A 24,093-nucleotide genomic window follows, 5' to 3' on the forward strand; every position below is an offset into this window, starting at 1 on the left:
CATGAAAGCGCAGGGCATGTGCCCTACGCTTTTTTAATGGATATCGATATAGTTTGAATCGTTTTGAATCCGGTCGGCTTTCGGAATTTTAATTTCAAGAATGCCGTTTTCGTATTTTCCCTTCACATTTTTCATTGAGAAGTGATAAGGCAGTTTGATCGTGCGACTCGTACTCGCATAGGAGCGTTCTTGTTTATAATACTTTTGCTTATCGTTTCGTGTTTCCTGATATTCTTTCGACTCGATTGAAATGCGCAGTCCATCTCCAAGCGGTTCAACCTTAATTTGTTCTTTTGAAATACCAGGTAACTCTGCCTCTACGATAAAAGCAGCATCCGTTTCATATAGGTCAACGCGAAACGACTGCGCAGGCAGTAGATTGGCAAACGGCTCTTTAAAAAAATCATCAAACGTGTTCATCCAATTCTGAATAGCGGGATCTTGAAACAGTTTCGGCAATTTATCGCCTTTACCCATTTGACATTCATCCTTTCCAACATTTCTGATATACAGTATGTATGCCTATTGAAAAGGTTCCTTTTGGCTGTTTTTACAAGAGATTCTGAAGTTACTTCTCTACTTTCTTCATGTTACAATGGTCAGTAGAGAATTAAAGGAGGAGTACGATGAAGACTTATTTGCAGCTTTGCGAAGAAATTTTACATAACGGAACAAAAAAATCTGATCGAACTGGTACGGGAACAATGAGTGTATTTGGCCATCAAATGCGCTTTGATCTGCAGGAGGGTTTTCCAGCGTTAACAACAAAAAAACTTCACCTTAGATCCATCATTCATGAGCTACTTTGGTTTTTAAAAGGAGATACGAATGTGAAGTATCTTCAAGATAATGGGGTACGTATCTGGAATGAATGGGCCGATGAAAATGGAGAGCTTGGTCCCGTTTACGGTCATCAGTGGCGCTCATGGACAGGAGCAGACGGATCGACAGTTGATCAAATTGCAAAAGTGGTTGAGCAAATTAAAACAAATCCGGATTCCAGAAGAATGATCGTAACGGCATGGAACCCTTCTGAAGTTGATGAAATGGCTTTGCCTCCTTGTCACTGTCTTTTCCAATTTTACGTAGCGGATGGTAAACTTTCTTGTCAGCTTTATCAGCGGTCTGCTGATGTTTTTCTTGGCGTACCATTTAACATCGCTTCATATGCGCTTCTCACTATGATGATGGCACAAGTGTGTGACTTAGAGCCCGGTGAGTTTATTCATACGTTAGGCGATGCTCACATTTATAACAACCATATCGAGCAAGTTCAGCTTCAACTTACGCGTGATACGAAAGATCTTCCCAAAATGAAAATTAACCCAGAAGTGAAATCCATCTTTGATTTCTCATTTGAGGACTTTGAATTAACGGATTATCATCCTCACCCTCATATTAAAGGAGAGGTTTCTGTATGATTTCATTTCTTCTGGCAATGGATGAAAAGCAGCTAATTGGTAAAGACAACGATCTTCCATGGCATCTGCCAGCTGATCTTGCTTACTTTAAACGAATGACCACTGGAAAGTCGATCGTGATGGGAAGAAAAACATTCGAATCCATTGGAAAAGCATTACCTGGACGTGAAAACTATCTGATTACGAGAAAAAATCTTGAATATGAAGGGGTTACTGTTCTCCATTCAATTGAAGCTTTTCTCGATCTTACAAAGCGTGAGGAAAAAGAGTGGTTCGTGATCGGTGGAGCGGAAATTTATCGGCAAATTCTGCCGCATGCGGATCGACTATATATTACAGAAATTCATGAAACATTTAATGGGGATACTTATTTCCCTAACTTCTCTAAAGATGATTGGAAAGAAACATCGCGAGAAAAACATGAAAGCGATGAGCGAAATAAGCATAATTTTGATTTTGTTGTGTACGATCGTATCTAACTAAACCAATCCCCCGGTGAACGTCACCGGGGGATTATTTATTATGTTTTTGGAAAGGTAAAACCTTCTCCAAAAACATCTCGCACATCATGAACGACAACAAAAGCTTTATCATCAACTTGCTGAATCATTTTTTTGAGAAGAAAGAGCTCCTGTTTGTTAATCACAACGTATAGAATATCTTTTGATTCATTGGAGTAATGACCGCGTGCATTAATGACTGTAACGCCTCGGTCCATTTCTTCGCTTACTTTTTCTGCGATTGCGACGGTGCTATTTGAAATAATCGTAACGGCTTTTCGTGTATCAAATCCATCAATTAAATAGTCCAATATCTTCGTACTAATATAGATAGAAATTCCCGTATACATCGTATTTTCAATTCCAATTACGACAGAAGAACCGAGAACGACTAGAATATCGAATACAAACATCGATGTACTAACGCTCCATCCAAAGTGCTGATTAAGCATTCTGGCTACAATCGTAGAGCCGCCGGTTGTTCCACCGGAGCGAAGAACAAGGCCAAGTCCGATCCCGATGAATACACCTGCAAAGACAGTACCTAGCATGATATCAAGAGGTTCGCCCATTCCCTCAGTGAGCTGGATAAATAATGAGCTAAAGAAAATGGCAAGCATTGTGTACCATGTTACTCGTTTGTTTAGTACTTTGTATCCAATCGCTAAAAGTACAGCGTTCATTACAAAGTTCGTAATTCCTGGTGACCAATCAAGAATATAATATAGCGTCATGGAAATACCGGTTACGCCACCTTCACCTAATTCATTCGGAATCGCAAACAAGTTTACTCCAAGCGCAAAGAATAGCGATCCAATAATAATTAAAGTGATTTCTTTTCCAGTGTTATTCACTTTATCACTCCGTTCTGTTCCTGAATACGTAGGATAATATATCATATCGGATAAAGTCGAACAAGATTGTTCAACAATATTGTTCGAAAAAACAATTCATATGTTAAAATGAGGGAAAAGAAAGGTAAGGCGGGTCTTGAGATATGCGAAAAGAAACGGTCGAGCAAAAAGTATATCAGCTTATTAAGAATGCAATATTAAGGAGACAAATTGCACCCGGAAATCAGCTGTTTGAAAGTGCAATTGCAGCGAAAGTAAATGCTAGCAGAACGCCGATTCGTAGCGCCATTTCGAAGTTAGAAGCAGAGGGACTAGTCGATGTCATTCCGAATAAAGGGGCATTTATCGTTCAACCGACAATGGAAGAGATGATTCAGGCTTTTGAAATGAGAAAGGTCTTAGAAGAAATGGCAATTAGGGAAGGATACTCTAAACTAGTGAAAACACATATAGCGTTGTTAAAATCTCATACAGAGGAGATGAGTAAAGCTTTTGAAGCGGGGGACATGCTTGTATACCATGAGCAAAATAAAACGTTTCATCTTATAATGGCAAAAGCGAGTGGAAATCGTTATTTGATTGATTTTATGGAGAGGATATTAAACCAAATCACCATATATATGATTTTGTATGATGTTTTTAGAGAAAATGATGAAAATGATCTGCTCCAACATCATCAAATGATCCAGCTTATAGAGAAGAATGATAAGGAAAGCCTTCTTGAAGTGGTTAAGGAACACCTTAATCACAGTTTAACAAAGCTCGAGAATGACAAGCACAAATATCAGTCGCTTACGAAATTATTCTAAAGAAAGACGAGCTGTGTATAGCTCGTCTAAATAGGTTCCCTTATTCTGCAGGTCTCGGACCGGCATCCAGACCAGAACTTTCAACAGTCATCATAGGTTTTACTTCACAATCACCGTTAACGCGAACTTGACAGGAAAGACGTAGGTTTTCTTCTACACCTTTTTTCTTGAATGCTTCCTGCTCAATTTCTGTTAGATCTCCAAACTCCCCATTCATTACTTCAACACGACAAGTCGTGCATTTTGCTTTACCACCGCACCGGTGAAGCACCTGAACTCCGTTATCTTCAAGTGCAAGAGTTAGCTTTGTCCCTTCTTCTACGTCAAATGATCCGTGATCTGGTACTGTTACTTTAGCCAAAGAAATTCCTCCTTTATAAATCGTTCCCCGTTCACTTACTATCATATCGGAAATATGTACTCGTTTGAAGCACTCTTTTAATTGTAAAATTTCGTCGAATGATGTGTAAAGAATAGAAGGAAGGGTAAATAAGAAGTAGTAAAGATGAACCAGGAGGAAAAACATGGATAAAAAATATTTTACTTTAGAGGAAGCGAATAATTTATTACCCATGATTAAAAGAGAGCTTGCCGGATTAAAGCGTTTAAAAGCCCAGTTTAATGAACATTATGATCAAATTGAGCAACATAAAAAAACGCTTCTTTATCGCCATAAAACAAAAGTAGATGAGGATATTCTATTTAAGAAAGAAGCGCGTATGGAGTTTATGGAATTAGAGGCACAAACGTTTATCAATAATATTATGGCCCTCGGGGTCGAAATTAAAAACGTAGATGAAGGGTTAATTGATTTTCCTGCCGTTATCAATGGAAAAAAAGTGCTACTTTGTTGGAAAGAAGGGGAAAACGAGGTTTCCTTTTTTCATTCTGATTTTGGAGGGTTTAGCCAAAGAGAACCGATTGAAAACATCATTAAAGAAGAAGAGCAGGGCTGAGGTCGTTCAGCCCCCCTTATTTGGAAGAATAAATAAATTTCAATTACCGTACTAGTATAGAAAATAAAATATTGCTTACCTTAAGAAACAAGGGAGGTGAAGCAATGAAAAACCCAAAGCAAAATCAAAAGCATGAGACAGAATTTGCGAGTGAGCTTGCAGCTGATCAGAACAATAATAAGAAACATAAGAAAAATAAAAAACAGAAAAAGAATGCCTAACAAAAAGAAGCTCTTAATGGAGCTTCTTTTCTTTATGATAGTAGTAGATTAGTTCCCTTCTATCTCTAAAACAGTTAAAATAGAAAGCAGACTAAAGAGAGAAAAGGATGAGGATCATGAGCTTGTTACAGGCTGAATCAATCACCAAGTCATATGGAGAAAAAACATTATTCGATGAAATATCTTTTTCGCTCGAAGATAAGCAAAGAATCGGATTAATCGGTGTTAACGGGACTGGAAAATCGTCATTGCTTAAAATCCTTGCAGGGCTTGAATCAATGGATCGTGGCAAACTTTATCACGCAAATCAATTTCATGTGGAATATTTACCTCAAGATCCAGTGTTTATAGAGAAGAAGACGATTCTTGAAACGGTTTTTGATAGTGACGTACCGCTTTTTAATACGGTGCGGAAATATGAAGAGGCGCTTCAAACCGTAATGAATCATCCCGAAAAAGAATCTGCTCAAGAAAAGTTGCTTCAAGCACAAGAAGACATGGATCGTCTTCAAGCATGGGATTTTAGTACACAAGCTAAAACGATCTTAACGAAGCTAGGTCTCCAGGATTTTGAGGCAAAGGTTAATGCATTATCGGGTGGTCAACAGAAGCGGGTGGCACTAGCAAAAGCATTTATTAATCCTGCCGATTTATTAATTCTTGATGAGCCTACAAACCATATTGATAATGCTACAGTGGAGTGGTTAGAGCAGTATCTCGCGAGCTATTCGGGCACTCTTTTACTTGTCACACACGACAGGTACTTTCTTAATCGCGTAACGAATCGTATTTTTGAATTAGATAAAGGACGGTTATTTGAATATGATGGAAACTATGCGACGTTTTTAGAACAGAAAGCGTTGCGAGAAGAACGTGAAGCAAAAGAAGAAGATAAGCATAACAAATTACTTAAGAGTGAACTCGAATGGCTAAAAAAGGGAGCTAAAGCAAGAACAACAAAACAAAAAGCCAGGAAACAAAGAATTGAAAACATGAAAGAACTACCTGGGCGTGCGACTGAAGGCAATGTAGATATGGCATTAGGAGCTAGTCGACTAGGCAAAAAGGTGATTGAAGCAACTGACCTTACAAAAACCATTAATGGTCGCACCTTGACTGATCGGTTTAACTATCTTGTCCTTCCTCAAGATCGAATTGGTATCATCGGACCAAATGGTTCTGGTAAAACAACGTTACTCAATATGCTTGCAGGTCGGATTGCACCTGACTCTGGTCACGTTGAAATTGGGGTCACAGTTAAGCCTGGTTTTTACACTCAACAAAATGAAGGGCTTGATGAATCTTTAAGAGTTATTGAGTACATTCGAGAAGGGGGAGAAGAGGTTCGTCTACGTAAAGGCGGTACCGTTTCAGCTTCCCAAATGCTTGAGCGATTTTTATTTTCACCTGATATGCAGTGGACTTACATATCACGATTGTCCGGTGGAGAGAAAAGAAGATTATATTTGCTTCGCATTCTAATGGAAGAACCAAATGTACTTTTTCTTGATGAACCTACGAACGATTTGGATGTTCAAACGTTAGCGGTATTAGAAGACTACCTTGCTGATTTCCCTGGGGCTGTTATTACCGTCTCTCACGATCGCTATTTCCTTGATAAGATCGCAGAACAGCTTTTTGTTTTTGATGGCACAGGAAAGATTAATCATTATTATGGCTCTTACTCTGATTACCTTGATGTTGTAAAAAGAGAAAAAGAACTTGAAGCACTTGATAAAAAGCAATCGAGTCAAAAAGAAGACATTGTGAATGAAAAGCCTAAGCAAGTGAAATTATCCTATAAAGAAAAGAAAGAATGGGAAACCATTGGGGACACAATTGAGAAAATAGAGCAGCGCATTGAAGACGTGAAGAATGAAATTGCAGAATCAGGAAGTGATTTTGCCAAAGTAGACGAGCTCTATAAAGAAGAGCAGGCTCTTTCAATGGAGTTAGAAGAAAAAATTGAACGGTGGTCTGAGCTCTCGGAAAAAATGGAATAAGCAATACAAGATCCTACCATACACGCTGGTAGGATTTTTTTATCGTCTTTATATCCTTTAATCGTTAGAGTTGCAAAAAACTATGAAATAAAACTTCACAATGTCTTTAGAATATTTTGAGAAACGAAGTAAATAGTGGTATAATAATTCAGAAAGTTACGAATCTAGAGAGAAAGGAGAAAATTTGTGAAGTTTTATTTATCGGTAGATATGGAAGGAATAACAGGACTTGTTGATGACTCGTTTATTGATGCGAGCAAGCGGCACTACGAACGCGGGCAGGAAATCATGACAAAAGAAGCCAATCATGTGATTGAAGCGGCTTTTGGAAGTGGATGTTCAGCGATAACGGTGAATGATAGTCATTCAAAAATGAACAACTTGCTTTTTGAGAAGCTTCACCCTGAAGCAAGGCTCATTTCAGGGGATGTGAAACCTTATTCAATGGTTCAAGGGTTGGACAGTACATATGAAGGAATGGGAATGATTGGCTATCACGCACGCGCAGGCACTCCGGGTGCAATGTCTCATTCCATGTTCCACAATGTAAGGAATTTCTACATAAACGAGCAAGTAGTTGGAGAGCTAGGGATGAATGCTTACGTTGCAGGATATTTGGGTGTTCCAGTATTATTTGTCGCTGGTGATGATCGAGCAGCACTCGAAGCTGAACAGCTGATCCCAAATATTACAACTGCTGTCGTTAAAGAATCGATTTCGCGATCTTCTGCGCTTTTATTCTCTCCCCATAAAACAGAGAAGATTTTGCGTGAACAGACAGAGAAGGCGTTTATCAACAAACGCAGTGTCGAACCATTAGTGCCTCCTCGTAAGCCTGTTCTTCGTATTGAATTTAACAATTATGGACAGGCCGAGTGGGCGAGCCTTATGCCGGGTGTCGAGATTGAAACAGAAACGACCGTTAAATATCAAGCGAAAAATATGCTTGAAGCCTATCAAGCCATGCTTGTGATGACGGAATTAGCATCTAGAACAACATTTAGCTAGAAAGTAGGGATGCCTGTGGCGAAATATATTGTAAATCGTCTCTTCGCCATGGTGATTACATTATGGATCATCGTAACCATTACGTTCTTCTTAATGCACGCGGTTCCAGGGTCACCATTTAACCAGGAGAGAAACACCAGTGAAGCGGTGCAGCAAAATCTTGAAGCGCATTACCATTTAGATGAACCGGTCTTTATTCAATATGCGATTTATATTAAATCCCTTGCGACACTTGACTTTGGACCATCAATTAAACAATCATCTACCTCCGTTAATGAAATGATTGGGAGAGGGTTTCCTGTCTCAGCAGAGCTCGGAATAACTTCTCTTCTGATCGCGATTATTTCAGGCATCATACTTGGTATCATGGCGGCCCTTCGTCACAATGGGGCGATTGATTATATGGCCATGACATTTGCGGTGATTGGGATTTCAGTTCCTAACTTCATTATGGCGACACTACTTATTCAACAGTTAGCGGTCACGTGGGAAATTTTTCCTGTGGCGACATGGGCGTCACCAATGCATATGATTCTACCATCAATCGCGCTTGCTACAGGCCCAATGGCGATCATTGCGCGGTTAACGAGGTCAAGTATGATCGAAGTACTCAATCAAGATTACATCATGACGGCTCGTGCGAAAGGAATGACTACCTTTCAAATTGTTACAAAGCATGCGCTTAGGAATGCATTGCTACCAGTTATCACGATTCTAGGTACGCTTGTTGCTGGTGTATTGACGGGTAGTTTTGTTATTGAAAAAATCTTCGCCATCCCTGGAATGGGGAAATATTTTATTAACGGCATTAATGATCGTGATTATCCTGTCATTATGGGAACAACTGTCTTTTATAGTGCCTTCCTCATAATGATGCTCTTTATTGTAGACATTGCTTACGGGATATTAGATCCGAGAATTAAGCTACATAAGAGGGGGGAATAGCATGATACCAGAGCGAAAAGAAATGAAACAGGAGTTATCTGATGACCTGTTTCTTCCTGTACAAAACCCCTCTTCTAATGCTGAGATGATCGCGAAACCTAGTATTTCCTATTGGAAAGATGCCTGGATGAGGCTTTCTGGGAACAAGCTATCTATGGCTGGACTTGTGATGCTAGTTTTACTTGTATTAATGGCGATATTTGGGCCGTTATTAACGCCATATTCCTATGATCACCAGGTGCTAACAGAAGGCAATTTACCACCTTCTTCTGAACATTGGTTCGGTACAGATAATCTTGGACGAGATATGTTCACCCGAACATGGAATGGTGCAAGGATTTCATTATTCGTTGGATTTATGGCGGCCATTATCGATTTCATCATTGGAGTCGCTTATGGTGGGTTTTCTGGATACAAAGGTGGAAGAACAGACAATTTTATGATGAGAATTATTGAGATTTTATATGGTCTTCCATACTTGCTGATGGTCATTTTACTAATGGTAGTCATGGGACCTGGACTATTCACAATTATTATTGCGTTAACCGTAACGGGCTGGGTTGGTATGGCAAGAATCGTTCGAGGCCAGGTTCTTCAATTGAAGAACGCCGAGCACGTACTGGCATCTCGAACATTTGGAGCGCGTGCTGGTCGTGTTATTCGGAAGAACCTACTTCCGAATACAATGGGACCGATTATCGTTCAAATGACGCTTACCGTACCCACGGCGATTTTTGCAGAAGCTTTTTTAAGCTTTCTAGGGCTAGGTGTACAGGCACCTGTTGCGAGTTGGGGTGTTATGGCAAATGATGGTTTGTCTGTTATTTTATCTGGTCACTGGTGGAGATTATTTTTCCCTGCATTCTTCATTTCGTTAACGATGTTTGCTTTTAACGTTCTTGGCGATGGTTTGCAGGATGCTCTTGATCCAAAATTGCGTAAGTAAAACCTCATTTTCATGAGATTTCACTGATAATAAAATCATAAGGGGGAAATTTATTTGAAGAAAATCGTAACAATGCTACTTTCCTTGTTGCTTCTTATTGGAATCGTTGGTTGCACTACAACGGAAAATAGCTCATCAAATTCAAATTCAGGAAGTGACGATGCAAACCAAGAAGAGGGTACGAAGGTACTTAAGCTGAATAATGGAAGTGAACCAACTTCATTTGATCCACCAATTGGCTTTGATAGCGTATCATGGAACGCGTTGAACAACTTAATGGAAGGTTTAACGCGTCTTGATGAGAAGGATCAGCCACAGCCTGCTGCGGCAAAAGAGTGGGAGCTATCTGAAGATGGCAAAACGTATACGTTCCAATTACGTGAAGATGCGAAGTGGTCGAATGGAGAAGCCGTTACTGCTGAAGATTTTGAATATGCTTGGAAGCGACTAGCGAATCCTGATACGGCATCTCCAGCCGCGTTTCTTGCATACTTCATCGAAGGGGCGGAAGCATATAATACAGGAGAAGGATCAGAAGACGATATGATGGTAAAAGCTGTGGACGAAACGACGCTTGAGGTAACACTTGAAAGTCCAGTTGCTTTCTTTCCTAATTTGATTTCAAACCCGGCTTTCTTCCCTGTTCATAAGGCGACTGTAGAAGAAAACCCTGAATGGCATACGGAAGCAGATTCGTATGTAAGTAATGGACCTTTTAAACTATCAAAATGGGAACATGATTCTGAGTTTGAATTTAGTAAGAATGAAAATTATTGGGATGCTGCGAATGTAAAGCTTGACCAAGTAAATTGGGCAATGGTTGATGATACGAATACAGAGTATCAAATGTATAAAACAGGAGAGCTTCATACTTCTGATGTCCCAGCTGACTTAAGCGAAGAACTTTTCAGCGATGGAAAAGCTCAAGTGGAAGATCAGTCAGGAACTTATTTCTATCGCTTCAACCTTGAAATGGAGCCTTTCCAGAATGAAAATATTCGAAAAGCTTTTGCAATGGCCGTTGATCAGCAGAAAATTGTAGAGTTCGTTACGAAAAATGAAGAGAAACCAGCTTACGGCTTTGTTGCATATGGATTTGAAGATGCGGCAGGTGGTGATTTTAGAGAAGTTGGTGGTGATCTCGTCAAAACAGACGCGGATCAAGCAAAAGAACTACTTGAAAAAGGCATGGAAGAAGAAGGGTATGATCAACTTCCAGCTGTAACCTTAACGTACAATACGGATGATGCTCATAAAAAAATTGCTGAAACGCTACAACAAATGTACAAAGAAGTTCTTGGTGTAGATGTAGAGCTTGCGAACCAGGAATGGAATGTTTTCTCTGATGAACAAAAGCAGTTAAACTTGCAGTTTTCAAGAAGCTCATTCCTTGCCGATTATGGTGATCCGATTAACTTTCTTGAAAGTTTCCAAACGGATCATTCTATGAACCGTACTGGTTGGAGCAACGAGGAATATGATTCTTTAATCGCAAAGGCGAAAGAAGAAACGGATGAAGCGAAACGTTTCGAATACATGCATGATGCAGAAGCACTCTTATTCGAAGAAATGCCGATTTTCCCGATTCATTTCTACAATCAAGTTTACCTTCAGAGTGAAGATGTGACGGGAATTGTTCGTCACCCTGTAGGATACATGGAATTGAAATGGGCGGATATTAAGTAAAAGCACGGAGCCCGGTTTGAGTAAACCGGGCTCTTTTTTATAAGAAGACTATAAAGGAAATCTGAAAAAGGACTATAGTTCTAAGTTCATCATTGATAGAATAATTGTGATGAATGTCGTAAGCCTAGTTGAAATTTACCGGATCACGTCCTCATGAAAAGGAGAATTTGAATGAAGATCACGAACATTGAAACGTTTTGTGTATCAGTTCCATTGAAGAAACCATTTAAAACGGCGCTTCGAACGGTAACAGAGGCTGAAGCTGTGATGGTGAAAATCGAAGCAGAAGAATTAGTAGGTTTTGGTGAAGCTCCGCCAACGGTGGTGATTACGGGGGAGAGTCTGGCTAGTATTAATTCAGCAATACAACATGTGATTAAACCGAAACTAATTGGAATGAACCTCACAGAATATGAATCTATCTTCCACCAACTTCACAATGCAATGATCGGAAACACAAGTGCGAAAGCTGCGGTCGATATGGCCATTTATGACCTTATATCGAAAAAAAGTTCTCTTCCTTTATATCAGTTTTTAGGCGGTTATCGCAACACGATGCAAACGGACTACACCGTAAGCGTGAATGATCCTAATGAAATGGCTAATGATGCAGTCCAGTACATAGAAGATGGCTTTACCATTTTAAAAGTAAAAGTTGGAAAAGATACGATCCAAAATGATCTAAATCGCATTAGAGAAATTAGAAAACGCATTAAAAACAATGCCTGTATCCGATTAGATGCAAATCAGGGTTGGACGCCTAAAGAAGCCATTTATGCCATTCGTCAAATGGAAGAGGAAGGGCTAAACATTGAACTAGTTGAACAACCGGTACATAGAAAAGACTTAGAGGGATTGAAGAAAGTAACTGATGCTGTACTGACACCAATTATGGCGGACGAGAGCATATTTTCACCTCAAGACGCTCTTCAAGTCATTCAAATGCGTGCGAGTGATCTTATTAATATTAAGCTGATGAAATCTGGAGGCATTCACCAGGCACTTAAAATTAACGCACTTGCTGAGACTGCTGGAATGGAGTGTATGGTTGGCAGTATGATTGAATCCCGTGTAGGCATAACTGCTGCTGCTCATTTTGCTGCAAGTCAACGAAACATTACTCGATTTGATTTTGATGCGCCCCTTATGTTTCGAGACGATCTCGTTCAAGGTGGCGTTCACTATAGGAGGAATGTGATGACTTTTACGGAGACTCCAGGATTAGGAATTCACACAATTGAAAAGGATGGGATGACAATTGGAATTGACTAGAAAAACAATCGCTGTAACAGTAGCAACTTTATGGACTACACCAGAGAAAGCACGATCGATTGACAAGAATGCCATTACAAATCCTGTCTGCCTAATCGACTGGTTGGAGCCGTTAACATATACAGAAAGACTTGAGTTATGTGATCAAAATCATATTCAATCGCAAGTATTATACGGGGAAGAAGTCATTCTACTTGATCAACGAGGGAATTGGTCATACGTTCTAGTACCTTCCCAACCTTCTTCAAAAGATGAAAGAGGCTATCCGGGATGGATTCCAACGGTTCAACTATCGAGTCAATTACCTGATCCTAATTCCTTATGTGTTTCAACAAACAAACATGGCGCTAAACTACGTGACGTGACTAAAAACAGCGAGATGCTATTAAGTTATCAAACGATTCTACCTGTACTCGATGAACAAAAGTTGGATTATGTCGTTTGGACCCCTCATGGAGAGGGACGATTAGATAAGGAAGATGTAACACTTTGGAGAAAGAACGAGCAAGCGGGAACAGGGGATGAGCTTGTTCACGAAGCTGAAAAGTTTATTGGTCTTCTTTATTTATGGGGAGGTATGTCTTCTTATGGCTACGATTGTTCAGGATTTAGCTATAATATGGCAAGGTCCATTGGCTGTACAATTCCGCGTGATGCACATGACCAATTGAACAGTGGGGAAGCCGTTGAAGAAGGAGAGTGGGAAAAAGGTGATTTACTCTTTTTTGCTTATGAACATGGGAAAGGATCGGTTCACCATGTAGGCATTTATTATGGAGATGGGAAAATGATTCATTCTCCTAGTACAGGTCGATTTATTGAAGTAACACCACTTAAAGGAACCATTTACGAGGAAGAATTATGTGGGGTCGTACGTTATTGGGGGAAAAATTGATGCAGTTTGGACAGGTGAAAGAGAAAATCCAAGAGTGTTTTCACGGGCTTGAAGGGAATCAATCGATTTATGTATCGACCCCTGATGGCGAAATTGCGTTACATGCTGATCAGCCAGTATCCTCAGCAAGTATTATCAAAATCGCTATCTTGGTTGAAGCATTAAGACAAGTCGACAATGAACAGTTGACAATCGATCAGGTTGTCCAAATAGATAACGTAAATTATGTTGGGGGAGCCGGAGTGATAAACCACCTTTCACGTGATTATCAATGGAAGTTAGCTGACCTCCTCAAGTTGATGATCATATCCTCTGATAACACTGCAACGAATCAGCTAATTGATTTAGTTGGCGAACACAACATTAATCATACAATGAAAGCAGCAGGAGCCTTTCATTCAAAGCTTATGAGAAGGATGATGGACCGAGATGCTCTTAAATCAGGGTTGGACAACATGGTAAGTGGGAAAGACACGTATTTACTATTACGTGAATTTGTTACCCAGCATTTACTGTCACAATCTTCCATGGAATGGGGAGTAGAGGTTTTATTACAGCAGCAGTTTAAAGATAAGTTTCCAAGCAAAATTTCTTCTATAAAAGAAAATCTTCTTGCTCACAAAACCGGAGAACTGAATGGAGTCGAACATGACGCTGGTATACTGTTTACTTCTAATGGTCCTGTGGTTTATGCTTTTTTAACAGCAGGCTTATTGGAGAATCGTTATGGGCGAGAAGCCATAGCGAATGCAGGCAGGTTGCTGTATGACTTTTACAAGTAATAGATAGATATCGAAAGACGCTGTCCAAAAGTGGACAGCGTCTTTTCTATATGTTTAAGGTCCTATTGTTACAGAAGTGCCAATTGGAATCGTATTGGCGAGTTGTTCCACATCTTGATTATACATGCGAATACAGCCTCTCGAGACGTATTTTCCGATTGAGGATGGATCATTAGTACCATGAATGCCATAATGGATCTTCGAAATACTCATCCACATTGTTCCAAATGGGCCTCCAGGATTTGGGGCTTTATTAATAATAATAAACTTTCCAGTAGGCGTATTGTGAAGCATACGGCCAACGCCAACAGGGTATACCTTTACAGTAGATCCATTTTTTTGAAGCGTAAGTGTACGGTTAGTTAACGATATATAAATCGTAAAGGGCAGTGTGTTTGGATCTGGGTATCCTGGAATTTCAATTAGCTGGCCAGGGTATATGAGGTTTGGGTTAGCTAGTGAATTTGCCATAATGATTTGCGAAACAGGAATACGGTAATCACCACTAATCGAAGACAATGTTTCACCTGATTTTACAATGTGCTGCACAATGAAACCTCCTTAAACAATGTTATATCGAAGGGAATGAGAACAATGAATGTCATTATCGTTTCAGATACGCATATGCCACGGATGGCAAAGCAACTTCCAGAAGTTTTACGAAAGGAACTTCTTGGAGCAGATCTCATCATCCATCTAGGGGACTGGAAAACAAAAAAAGTGTATGAAGAATTAAAGTCGTTTGCACCTGTAACAGGAGTTTATGGTAATGTTGACGAAGCTTTTTTTATTGAACAATTCAACGATAAACTTGTCCTTGACCTGGAGTCTCATCGCATAGGCATCACGCACGGGCATGGTAAAGGAAAAACAACAGAGCAAAGAGTGATAGCTCAATTCGAAAATGAAGATGTAGAAATCATTCTCTTTGGGCATTCACACATCCCTCTTCATAAAGAGTATGAAGGGAGAATCCTCTTTAATCCTGGATCCCCAACTGATAAGCGAAAACAGTCCCATTACTCCTTTGGTAAATTAAGCGTAGTACGAAATCAGCCTCTTTACATCGAACATGTTTTCTTTCTGAAAAAATAGGGCATTACGTTAAAAACAAGCTTTTGTGCATAAAATGTTGAACTATTTCTGGCTAATATGTATAATGTTTGTATAACATATGTGCGAAGTTTCATATGCGGATGGAAGGGGAACTAATCATGTCAATAAAAAAACGAGTTATCGTAATCGGGGCTGGACCAGGGGGGCTTACAGCCGCCATGCTTCTAGCAAGTAAAGGACACTCGGTTACAGTCTATGAGAAACAGTCCTATGTCGGTGGTCGAACCTCGGGATTTGAGCGAGGCGGCTATCGTTTTGATAGAGGGCCAACCTTCCTTAACATGCCGCATATTCTTGAAGAAATGTTTGAAGAATCTGGACGGAATGTACACGACTATCTTGATTTAATCGAGATTGATCCAATGTATGAATTGAAATTCGATGACGTTTCTTTTTATCCTACGCGAGATCAGGATGAGATGGTACGTAGAATTGAACAAACTTTTCCTGGCGATGGAGAAGGATATAGGCGCTTTATGAAAGAAGAGAAAGAGAAATTTGAAGCGCTCATGCCTATACTCCAAAATAAACATGATTCTCTCCTTGACTATGGGAGATGGCGGTTTGTAAAAGCTTTACCAAAATTAACGGTAACGGATAGTGTTTATAAACGCTTATCTCATTATTTTCAGGATGAACGGCTGCGGTTATCTTTTACATTTCAGGCGAAATACCTTGGGATGTCCCCATGGGAGTGTCCCGGTGCGTTTACAATTCTATCTTATATGGAGCATGCTTACGGAATCTTTCATCCGATCGGAGGGCTGAATCAAATTCCAGAAGCCATGGCTAAAGTAATCAAAGAAGAAGGCGGAGACGTATATACGAATAAAGGTGTTAAACAACTACTGCTGGATGGGAAAACAGTGAAAGGTGTGGAACTCGAAGATGGGTCTGTGGAGTATGCAGATGAAGTTGTCATTAATGCAGACTTTGCCCATGCTGTAAATCATCTGATTCCATCAGGATCTGTGAAAAAGTATACACCTGAAAAAATGGAGCAGAAAAAGTACTCCTGTTCTGCATTTATGCTTTATCTAGGTGTTGATAAGAAATATGACTTACCTCATCATTCAATCATTTTCTCTTCTGACTATAAAAAGAACGTAGAAGAGCTTACAAAGCAAAAGATCCTTTCAGAAGACCCGTCTATTTATGTACAGAATGCTTCTGTCACAGATGACACGCTAGCACCAGAAGGGAAATCTTCTATTTATATCCTCGCCCCAGTTCCAAATAACTTTAGTTTAGTAGATTGGGAAGAGCGAAAAGGTGATTTTAGAAGGTTAGTTCTTGATCAACTTGAACAAAGAACAGGATTCAAAGATATTGAGCAACACATTGAAGTAGAAGAAATGTACACACCTACTGACTGGGAAATGGATTTAAACGTTTATAAAGGCGCAACGTTTAACCTTGCTCATAATCTTCCACAAATGATGTATTTCAGGCCTCCAAATCAATTTAAAGAGCTAAATAACTGCTGGTTGGTTGGCGGAGGAACTCATCCTGGAAGTGGGCTTCCTACTATAATGGAGTCAGCAAGGATTACGAGCAAAATGCTTCATGAGCAGGCGTCATTGGAGAGTGTGAAATGACGATCGGTATTGTAGGTGGAGGGATTGGCGGGATGCTTTCTGCGCTCCTCCTTTCACAAAAGGGATATAAAGTTGACATACATGAAAAAGCATCATCATTAGGTGGAAGACTTGCATTTATTGAAAAAGATGGATTCAAAATTGATAAAGGACCGACAATTGTGCTTCTTCCAGAAATGATATATGAGTTTTTGGATAAAGCAGGTATTCCGAGGGAAGAAGTCGAGATGGTAAGGTGTGACCCGCTGTATCGTATGATTTATCCTAATGGAGAAACGTTTACAAAAACGAGCGATATTGACAAGCAGTTAAAAGAAATTAATCGCATGTTTCCTGGTGAGGAACAGCACTTTCTCTCATACATCGAGGATATGCGTGAACGATTTATTAAGGGGAAAGCCGCATTTCTTGAACGGTCCTTTGTTAAACGGAAAGATTTCTTTACACCTAGTAATATTAAGCTTCTTCTCGAATTAAAAGCTTATCAATCTGTTCAATCACAAGTTTCAGATTATTTCAAAGATGAGCGATTGCAGGATGCCTTTTCCTTACAAACCCTTTATATTGGTGGTAATCCATCTGCTTCACCTGCTCTCTATTCACTTGTTCCATTTAGCGAGTATGAACATGGAATTTGGTATATCAAAGGAGGGTATGCGAGTCTTATTACTGTATTAGAAAAACATCTTCATCTACAAAATATTTCAGTTCACCTAGAATCCAATGTAGAGGAACTTCTTATCGATGGTCATGTATGTAAAGGGATTCGTACTTCGAGTGGCGAACATTATTATGATAAAGTAGTTTACAATGGAGATTTCCCTATGATTAAGCATCTTATAAAGGATGTGAAAGCACCTAGAAAGAAATACAAAGCCTCTTCTGGTTGTCTGCTTCTTTACATGGGGCTAGACCGAGTTTACGAGAATGCAGATGTTCATCAATTTTTCATGACGGATAACTTTTCTTCTCATATGAAGGACGTCTTTCAAAGCGGAAAACTGACTGACCAGCCAGCTATTTATACATTCCATCCTTCTCGAATTGATGAGACGTTAGCCCCTCCTGGTAAAGGTGTATTATATGTTCTCATTCCCGTCCCTTCAGGGGAATCGATTCAATGGGATGAAAAGGAGCAAGTAGCCTCCAGAATGATTGAACTTCTTGAATCACGAGGGTTTCCCGGTTTGCGTGAAGCAATCGAATGGATGGAGATTCGAACACCTGCTGATGCAGAGGTGGAAGGGTTGTATAAAGGTGGAAGTTTTGGAATCGCACCGACGCTCACACAATCCGGTGCCTTTAGACCACAGGTAAAACCTTTTAAATATGACAATCTTTATGCAGTTGGTGCGTCAATCCATCCTGGTGGTGGAATTCCTATTGTGATGCAGGGAGCGGATCTTCTTGTAAAAGAAATTGAAAGGGTGTGAACGAAAGATGCTTGAACAAGCCTATGCACACTGTGAAGCCATTATTAAACATCACTCCAAAACCTTTTATAAGGCTTTCTCTTTATTGCCACGTGCTAAGAGGAACGCCGTTTGGGCTGTATATGGCTTTTGCAGACAGGTTGATGACATCATTGATGAAGGCACAGATCCTGAAGCAGAACTAACCGTCTTTCGTTCTGAATTTGCCTCTTTTTTGAATGGACAAATCCCGCAAACCGACCCGATGTGGCTTGCACTTGAAGATGTATTCCGTCATTATCCAATGGAAGCAAAGGCCTTCCATGATATGATTGCAGGCCAGGAAATGGACTTATACAAAACCAGGTATTATACGCTTGATGAACTTGAACATTATTCTTATCATGTAGCTAGCACGGTAGGTCTCATGCTTCTTCCTATACTAGCGCCACAGAGAGTAGATCAACTACGAGAGAGTGCTATTTCACTTGGTCTTGGCATGCAAATTACGAATATATTAAGGGATATTTCAGAAGATCTTGATCGGGATCGTATTTATTTGCCTATTGATGAGATGACAAAAGCGGGGTATCATGTTGACGATTTAATGAGTAGAACAAAAAATGACGCTTTCGTAAGCGTTTGGGAAAAGTTAGCTTCTCGCGCCGAAATGCATTACGAACATGCTTTTTCAGCAATGCATCACTATCCACTAGATTCACGTCTTCCAGTAAAAAGCTCTGCTGTCTTTTACAAAGCAATCTTACAATCAATTCGAAAGAAAGACCATAACGTCTTCCAACAGCGTGCTTTTGTGTCTGATCAGGAAAAAGAAGCGCTTTTATCAGGAATTGCAGGAAACTAAAAAAAGCTCACCTTCATTTAAGGTGAGCTTTTTTGTTATCCTAAAAGTTGAAATAAAAAAGAGTTGTAACATTTGTGAAAATTTGAAATGATTAGGTGGGAATTGATGATTAATCTTTACTAAGTTAGGCGCTATACAACTTATAGGAAACTTGGTGAAACCGATGATAAAAATGTTTGATCATGATTTCTCCTTCTATCTTATGAAACCGTTACATACTTCTACCATCATGTATATCATTCTCTATCATGGCTGGGGGAGCAGTGCATCGAAGTACTTGGAGTATGCCTCCTCCTTGACAAGAAAAGGGTACACGGTCATTATTCCTGAATTGGTTTATCATGACACGAGAAATCCTCTTACTAATCCTTTTAATCTAAAAAATATGGAAACCTACTTCTGGAAAGTGGTTTTACAAAGTATCGATGAATGTCACCAGTGGTTAAACCGTTCAAACCTAAGAAAGGAAAACACGGTGGTTGCTGGGGTTTCAATGGGAGGATTTATTGCAACCGGCGTTTATGCGACTACTGATTTAAAGGGATTAGTAAGTATCAGTGGTTCGGGATCCTTCTTTTATTCAGAGCGGTTGTTTCGTCAAGCGTCGAGCCGAGATCCTCTTACGAATAAAGAAGAAACTAAGCTAAAAATGTATGACCCTATGAATCATGTTCATGGAGACGGTGAAATTCTACTGTTACACGGTGAACAGGATCAAATCATCTCAATCAAAGCTAAAGAAGATTATTTTGCTTATTTGACAGACAAAGGAAAAAAAGCGCAGTTGAAACGATATAAGGATGTCGAGCACGAATTTACAACATGTATGCAAACAGACATTTTAAACTGGCTAGAAGTTCAAGCAGCTAGGTGAGCGTTTTGTTACAAAAGTAAATTGAAAATGAAAGTATAAGGAAAGGGAGATTGTTTTTGATTCATATCGAAAAAAAGAAGGTTATTTTAAGAGAAGCAACATGGGAAGATATCAATACTTTATACTATTGGAAGTATGAAGAGAAAAATCAGGAAGCAAAAAAATGGAATGGTCCATATATTTTAGAAAAAAAGCTGTCGAGAATAGAGTATCGAAAAGAATGGCAAAGCCAATCGGATATTTATCCAGGTGTCCCAGATACCCTTGTTATTGAAGCTGATCATGAAGTGATTGGAACGGTTGGCTCCTATTGGGTTGATAAGTACACGAACTGGCTTGAAACAGGTATTGTAATCTACAACCCTCTCTTTTGGAATGGAGGATACGGTTATGAAGCGTATAAAGAATGGATAAACTTTCTTTTTCGTTCTACTGATCTTCACCGAATTGGGATGTCTACATGGTCTGGAAACATACGAATGATGAAAGTAGCAAGTAAAGTTGGTATGAAAGAAGAAGCTAGAATTAGAGAGGCTAGAATGGTAGAAGGCATCTACTATGATGCGATTAAGATGGGCATTTTACGCAAGGAATGGGAAATGACGCACGATTAAAAAGCTTGAATTGAAAATATGGAGGATATGATGAAGAAATTAACTTATACACGTTTACTAAATGAAACGATTTCTATATACGAAAAGAAAGGTAGTTTGGAAGCTTATCAATTTATGAAAGAAAATGCTGAGAAGGTAGATGGGAACGAAGCACAGCTCTACAACTTTCAATATGCGCTTGCTGCAGCATCAGACCTTAAAGAAGAGGCACTAGGAATCATGAAGGAAGCGATCCTCGATCATGGGTACTGGTATGAATATGCATATTTACAAGAAGACGAAGATTTGAATTCCCTCCGTTCATTTAAAGAGTTTCAGGAACTGGTTGAACTTTGTAAGAGAAGAGAAGAAGATGCAAAGAAGCAAGCAAAGCCCAAGTTAACAATTCTCAGTGAAGGTCAAAATCAACCTATTCTGATGGCGTTACATGGCGATCAAGAAAATGCCAAGATGACCTCATCCGTATGGAACCGTCCCGCGACACAAGGTTATACGCTTGCTTTTCCACAATCCTCTCAAATTCAGTTCTCAGATGCTTATGAATGGGAAGATTTACAAAAAGGTGTGCAGGAAATAAAAGAACATGTTAAAGAAATTTCTTCTCACGACTCATTTTTAATTGGAGGCTTTTCCGCTGGATGTCGCGTTGCACTTAAAGCGATGATGGAAGGACGCGTATCAGTAGATGGATTTGTTTTTGTCGCTCCATGGCTTCCTGAAATTGATGAGTGGAAAGAAGCGATGACTTCATTACAAAATACGAATATAAGCGGTTATATCATTTGTGGGGATCAAGACGATGATTGTTTGGAAGGCTCAAAAGCTTTATCAGCCATATTAGAGGAAAAAGGTATTGCACATGAATTGAAAGTCGTAAAGGGGCTGGATCATGAATACCCGGAAGCGTTTAATGAATCGCTACAGCGCGCTTTGAACTTTCTTAACAAACGAAAGTAAGGATATTTTTCACTTCACTTAAAAATGAGATTGATTTTAATGGTGAACTCACTCTATTACTTTCTGAAATTAGTTAGCGATTGAGAGGAGAGTCTTTAGTGAGAGAACGGATTGGGTCTTGTACACAATGTAAAAAATCAATTTATTGTTTGGATGGTTTTTTGGATGGTGTTATAGCTGAGAATCAAAAGCTATACTGCTTTCCGTGTTATGAGAGATCAGAATTTGAAGCATCTAAAACCTAGATGGGGAGTGGGGTAGGTTTAGTAGTGAGGTAGTCTTACATAAGGGGGAAAGAAAAGTGAGATTGTCGGAGGAAACGCAATATGTTAGAAGTATCTGTTTAGGACAAAGAGAATCGAATGAATTCCCCTTTTCTTTACCAGCCGTCCAATCACTTCAAGAAAGACTTTCTTTTCATCCGAATGTGACATACATTGTTGGTGAGAATGGCATGGGGAAATCGACGTTACTTGAAGGGATTGCAGGGGCGCTAGGCATAAATCCAGAAGGCGGAACAAAGAATTTTAATTTTTCTAGTTATGACTCCCATTCTAATTTACATGATTTCCTAAAGGTAACGAAAGGCGTACATAGACCAAATGATTTGTTTTTTTTTCGTGCAGAGACTTATTACAACCTTGCAACAAATATTGAAGAGCTCGATCGGGGAGGATTTGGTCCAAAAATCATTGATTCGTACGGTGGTCAATCGCTTCATGAACAATCACATGGGGAATCATTCTTTGCCACATTTATGTATCGGTTTAAGGGTGAAGGATTGTATATTTTAGATGAACCTGAAGCGGCACTTTCCCCAATCAGGCAGCTTTCAATGTTAACCAGAATACATGAGCTCGTTCAAGAAGGTTCACAACTCATTATTTCAACCCATTCACCAATATTAATGAGCTATCCTTATGCCAAAATTCTTCAGTTAACTGATAAAGGTATGTGTGATGTTACTTTAGAAGAAACCGATCATTACGTAACAATGAAGCAGTTTTTTGACGACAAGGATCGTCTTTTGCATCATTTGCTTAACGGATAAAGAAGTGGAACCAACAAGCTAAAACGAATTGAAAACAACGAAATGAGAAGCTCAATTGAAGTCTTGTAAATGATGAAAAGGAGCGAGATGGGATGTTTAGTTTACAAGTAAATGATGAATTAGCGTTGAAGTTACTTGAAATTGACGATGCGAAAGAGCTCTTTGCGTTAGTAGATGAGTCCAGAGGATATTTACGAAAATGGCTTCCTTGGGTAGACCACATGAAGAACGAGAAGGACTATGAACCTGTTATCGAAATGTGGTTAAAACAATTTTCTTCCCATGATGGTTATCAAACGGGAATTTTGTACAATGGAAAAATAGCAGGCATGGTCGGTTTTCATGGCATCGACTGGTCAAATAAAAAAGCAAGCATCGGCTATTGGTTAGCAGAAAACTTTCAAGGAAACGGTATAATGACAACTGCTGTGAAGGGAATCATTGACCAGGTGTTTCACGAGTATGGATTGAATCGCGTTGAAATTCAATGTGGGATTGAAAATAAGAAAAGTAGAGCAATTCCTGAACGCCTTGGTTTTAAACAAGAAGGAGTTATTCGAGATGCCGAATATTTGTACGACCATTTCCATGACATCATCCTATATAGTCTCTTATCGAGAGAATGGAAGTAACTTAACTGTTGGCGGGGTACATTAATAACTAGAAACTTAAAGCGTAATAAAAGGAATGCCATTCTTAATGGCTTCCTTTTTTTAGTATGCAAACCTAAGAACAATAATAAAATCGTTATAAAGAATAAAAAGTTATTGTTTTACGATAAATATTGTTTTACAATAAAACAATAACGAAGCGAGGTGCTAACGATGAATCGAGGATCTACCTATTTTTTAAGATCAGTTGTTCTTCTGCTTGGAACTTCAGTTCTATTATTATGTATATTTGGCTTACCGTGGATCGCTAAAGAAGCATCAGGAAATGCAGAGTTTGCTTCTCTGATCTATCCTGTCTTAATAGGAATGTACATAGCAGCTATCCCGTTTTTTATAGCATTATTTCAGGCATTGAGACTTTTACGCTTAATTGATAAAGACAATGCGTTCTCGGTATTTTCTGTCAATGCTTTAAGGGTGATCAAATTCTGTGCGGTGGCGATAAGTGTTGTCTATATAGTGGTTATGCCGTTTTTCTATTTCATCGGAGAGAAAGACGATGCGCCAGGAGTGATTTTAATTGGGCTCGTATTTATTTTTGCTTCACTTGTGATTGCTGTATTTACAGCAGTTCTTCAAAAATTATTAAAGAGTGCCATTGAGATTAAATCTGAAAATGATTTAACGGTTTGAGGTG

Annotated in this window: 26 protein-coding genes; 22 read left to right on the forward strand and 4 right to left on the reverse strand. The window is 39.3% G+C overall.

Translation table 11 applies throughout. The features are described from left to right. Window positions 1-33: 33 nt before the first annotated feature. Window positions 34-477, reverse strand: a complete 444-nt coding sequence (locus tag ATG70_RS06765) for an Hsp20/alpha crystallin family protein (protein WP_098443576.1) — start codon at window positions 475-477, stop codon at window positions 34-36. Between the two features lie 149 nt (window positions 478-626). On the opposite strand from ATG70_RS06765, the gene ATG70_RS06770 reads away from it, so the two are divergent. Then, window positions 627-1,421 (forward strand): thymidylate synthase, encoded by a 795-nt coding sequence (locus tag ATG70_RS06770; protein WP_098443577.1) that lies wholly within the window; start codon window positions 627-629, stop codon window positions 1,419-1,421. Further along, window positions 1,418-1,900, forward strand: coding sequence for a dihydrofolate reductase (locus ATG70_RS06775; protein WP_098443578.1), 483 nt, complete (start codon window positions 1,418-1,420; stop codon window positions 1,898-1,900). Before ATG70_RS06770 ends, ATG70_RS06775 begins: the two co-directional genes overlap by 4 nt. Window positions 1,901-1,941: 41 nt before the next feature. Here ATG70_RS06775 and ATG70_RS06780 read toward each other — a convergent pair whose 3' ends face one another. Then, a complete protein-coding gene (locus tag ATG70_RS06780) occupies window positions 1,942-2,775 on the reverse strand; it encodes a YitT family protein (protein ID WP_098443579.1) in 834 nt (277 codons plus the stop codon). A 143-nt stretch (window positions 2,776-2,918) separates the two neighbouring features. On the opposite strand from ATG70_RS06780, the gene ATG70_RS06785 reads away from it, so the two are divergent. Further along, window positions 2,919-3,584 (forward strand): GntR family transcriptional regulator, encoded by a 666-nt coding sequence (locus tag ATG70_RS06785; RefSeq protein WP_098443580.1) that lies wholly within the window; start codon window positions 2,919-2,921, stop codon window positions 3,582-3,584. Window positions 3,585-3,624: 40 nt separating this feature from the next. Here ATG70_RS06785 and ATG70_RS06790 read toward each other — a convergent pair whose 3' ends face one another. After that, window positions 3,625-3,945: a 2Fe-2S iron-sulfur cluster-binding protein gene (locus ATG70_RS06790; RefSeq protein WP_098443581.1), complete on the reverse strand. Its 321-nt coding sequence runs from the start codon at window positions 3,943-3,945 to the stop codon at window positions 3,625-3,627. A 163-nt stretch (window positions 3,946-4,108) separates the two neighbouring features. On the opposite strand from ATG70_RS06790, the gene ATG70_RS06795 reads away from it, so the two are divergent. The 9 genes from ATG70_RS06795 to ATG70_RS06835 all read left to right on the forward strand — a co-directional run bounded on the left by ATG70_RS06795 (window position 4,109) and on the right by ATG70_RS06835 (window position 14,298). Next, entirely contained in the window at window positions 4,109-4,540 is a 432-nt protein-coding gene (locus ATG70_RS06795) for a DUF2203 domain-containing protein (RefSeq protein WP_098443582.1), read from the forward strand. 337 nt (window positions 4,541-4,877) lie between these two features. Continuing rightward, window positions 4,878-6,764 (forward strand): ABC-F family ATP-binding cassette domain-containing protein, encoded by a 1,887-nt coding sequence (locus tag ATG70_RS06800; protein ID WP_098443583.1) that lies wholly within the window; start codon window positions 4,878-4,880, stop codon window positions 6,762-6,764. Between the two features lie 186 nt (window positions 6,765-6,950). Continuing rightward, window positions 6,951-7,772 carry a M55 family metallopeptidase gene (locus tag ATG70_RS06805; protein ID WP_098443584.1) on the forward strand — a complete coding sequence of 274 codons (822 nt, stop codon included), beginning with the start codon at window positions 6,951-6,953 and terminating at the stop codon, window positions 7,770-7,772. A 15-nt stretch (window positions 7,773-7,787) separates the two neighbouring features. Then, window positions 7,788-8,717, forward strand: coding sequence for an ABC transporter permease (locus ATG70_RS06810; protein ID WP_098445743.1), 930 nt, complete (start codon window positions 7,788-7,790; stop codon window positions 8,715-8,717). A gap of 85 nt (window positions 8,718-8,802) precedes the next feature. Next, window positions 8,803-9,663, forward strand: coding sequence for an ABC transporter permease (locus ATG70_RS06815; RefSeq protein WP_224880170.1), 861 nt, complete (start codon window positions 8,803-8,805; stop codon window positions 9,661-9,663). A gap of 54 nt (window positions 9,664-9,717) precedes the next feature. Then, entirely contained in the window at window positions 9,718-11,349 is a 1,632-nt protein-coding gene (locus ATG70_RS06820) for a peptide ABC transporter substrate-binding protein (RefSeq protein WP_306472690.1), read from the forward strand. A 171-nt stretch (window positions 11,350-11,520) separates the two neighbouring features. Beyond that, window positions 11,521-12,621, forward strand: a complete 1,101-nt coding sequence (locus tag ATG70_RS06825) for a dipeptide epimerase (protein ID WP_098443586.1) — start codon at window positions 11,521-11,523, stop codon at window positions 12,619-12,621. Then, window positions 12,608-13,516: a C40 family peptidase gene (locus ATG70_RS06830; protein ID WP_098443587.1), complete on the forward strand. Its 909-nt coding sequence runs from the start codon at window positions 12,608-12,610 to the stop codon at window positions 13,514-13,516. Before ATG70_RS06825 ends, ATG70_RS06830 begins: the two co-directional genes overlap by 14 nt. After that, a complete protein-coding gene (locus ATG70_RS06835; RefSeq protein WP_179886208.1) occupies window positions 13,516-14,298 on the forward strand; it encodes a serine hydrolase in 783 nt (260 codons plus the stop codon). Before ATG70_RS06830 ends, ATG70_RS06835 begins: the two co-directional genes overlap by 1 nt. Before the next feature lie 54 nt (window positions 14,299-14,352). Here ATG70_RS06835 and ATG70_RS06840 read toward each other — a convergent pair whose 3' ends face one another. Then, entirely contained in the window at window positions 14,353-14,850 is a 498-nt protein-coding gene (locus tag ATG70_RS06840; RefSeq protein WP_098443589.1) for a L,D-transpeptidase family protein, read from the reverse strand. 42 nt (window positions 14,851-14,892) lie between these two features. Here ATG70_RS06840 and ATG70_RS06845 point away from each other — a divergent pair, with 42 nt between their 5' ends. The 10 genes from ATG70_RS06845 (at window position 14,893) to ATG70_RS06890 (ending at window position 24,089) form a co-directional block, all read left to right on the forward strand. Beyond that, window positions 14,893-15,393: a metallophosphoesterase family protein gene (locus ATG70_RS06845; RefSeq protein WP_098443590.1), complete on the forward strand. Its 501-nt coding sequence runs from the start codon at window positions 14,893-14,895 to the stop codon at window positions 15,391-15,393. Between the two features lie 119 nt (window positions 15,394-15,512). Then, on the forward strand, window positions 15,513-17,012 hold the full coding sequence (locus ATG70_RS06850) for a phytoene desaturase family protein (RefSeq protein WP_179886209.1): 1,500 nt from the start codon (window positions 15,513-15,515) through the stop codon (window positions 17,010-17,012). Continuing rightward, window positions 17,009-18,445, forward strand: a complete 1,437-nt coding sequence (locus tag ATG70_RS06855; RefSeq protein ID WP_098443591.1) for a phytoene desaturase family protein — start codon at window positions 17,009-17,011, stop codon at window positions 18,443-18,445. Before ATG70_RS06850 ends, ATG70_RS06855 begins: the two co-directional genes overlap by 4 nt. 7 nt (window positions 18,446-18,452) lie before the next feature. Then, window positions 18,453-19,289, forward strand: coding sequence for a phytoene/squalene synthase family protein (locus ATG70_RS06860; protein ID WP_098443592.1), 837 nt, complete (start codon window positions 18,453-18,455; stop codon window positions 19,287-19,289). A 163-nt stretch (window positions 19,290-19,452) separates the two neighbouring features. After that, window positions 19,453-20,163 carry an alpha/beta hydrolase family protein gene (locus ATG70_RS06865; protein ID WP_098443593.1) on the forward strand — a complete coding sequence of 237 codons (711 nt, stop codon included), beginning with the start codon at window positions 19,453-19,455 and terminating at the stop codon, window positions 20,161-20,163. A 56-nt stretch (window positions 20,164-20,219) separates the two neighbouring features. Next, on the forward strand, window positions 20,220-20,777 hold the full coding sequence (locus ATG70_RS06870) for a GNAT family N-acetyltransferase (protein ID WP_098443594.1): 558 nt from the start codon (window positions 20,220-20,222) through the stop codon (window positions 20,775-20,777). 30 nt (window positions 20,778-20,807) lie between these two features. Continuing rightward, entirely contained in the window at window positions 20,808-21,734 is a 927-nt protein-coding gene (locus ATG70_RS06875; RefSeq protein ID WP_441296343.1) for an alpha/beta hydrolase, read from the forward strand. A gap of 301 nt (window positions 21,735-22,035) precedes the next feature. After that, window positions 22,036-22,785, forward strand: coding sequence for an AAA family ATPase (locus ATG70_RS06880; protein WP_098443596.1), 750 nt, complete (start codon window positions 22,036-22,038; stop codon window positions 22,783-22,785). Window positions 22,786-22,877: 92 nt separating this feature from the next. Next, the gene (locus ATG70_RS06885) at window positions 22,878-23,417 is read left to right on the forward strand and encodes a GNAT family N-acetyltransferase (RefSeq protein WP_098443597.1); all 540 of its coding nucleotides are present in this window, start codon (window positions 22,878-22,880) and stop codon (window positions 23,415-23,417) included. 192 nt (window positions 23,418-23,609) lie between these two features. Further along, entirely contained in the window at window positions 23,610-24,089 is a 480-nt protein-coding gene (locus tag ATG70_RS06890; protein ID WP_098443598.1) for a DUF2975 domain-containing protein, read from the forward strand. The last annotated feature ends 4 nt before the right edge of the window (window positions 24,090-24,093 follow it).

The sequence above is a fragment of the Bacillus sp. es.036 genome (assembly GCF_002563635.1).
GTDB lineage: Bacteria > Bacillota > Bacilli > Bacillales > Guptibacillaceae > Guptibacillus.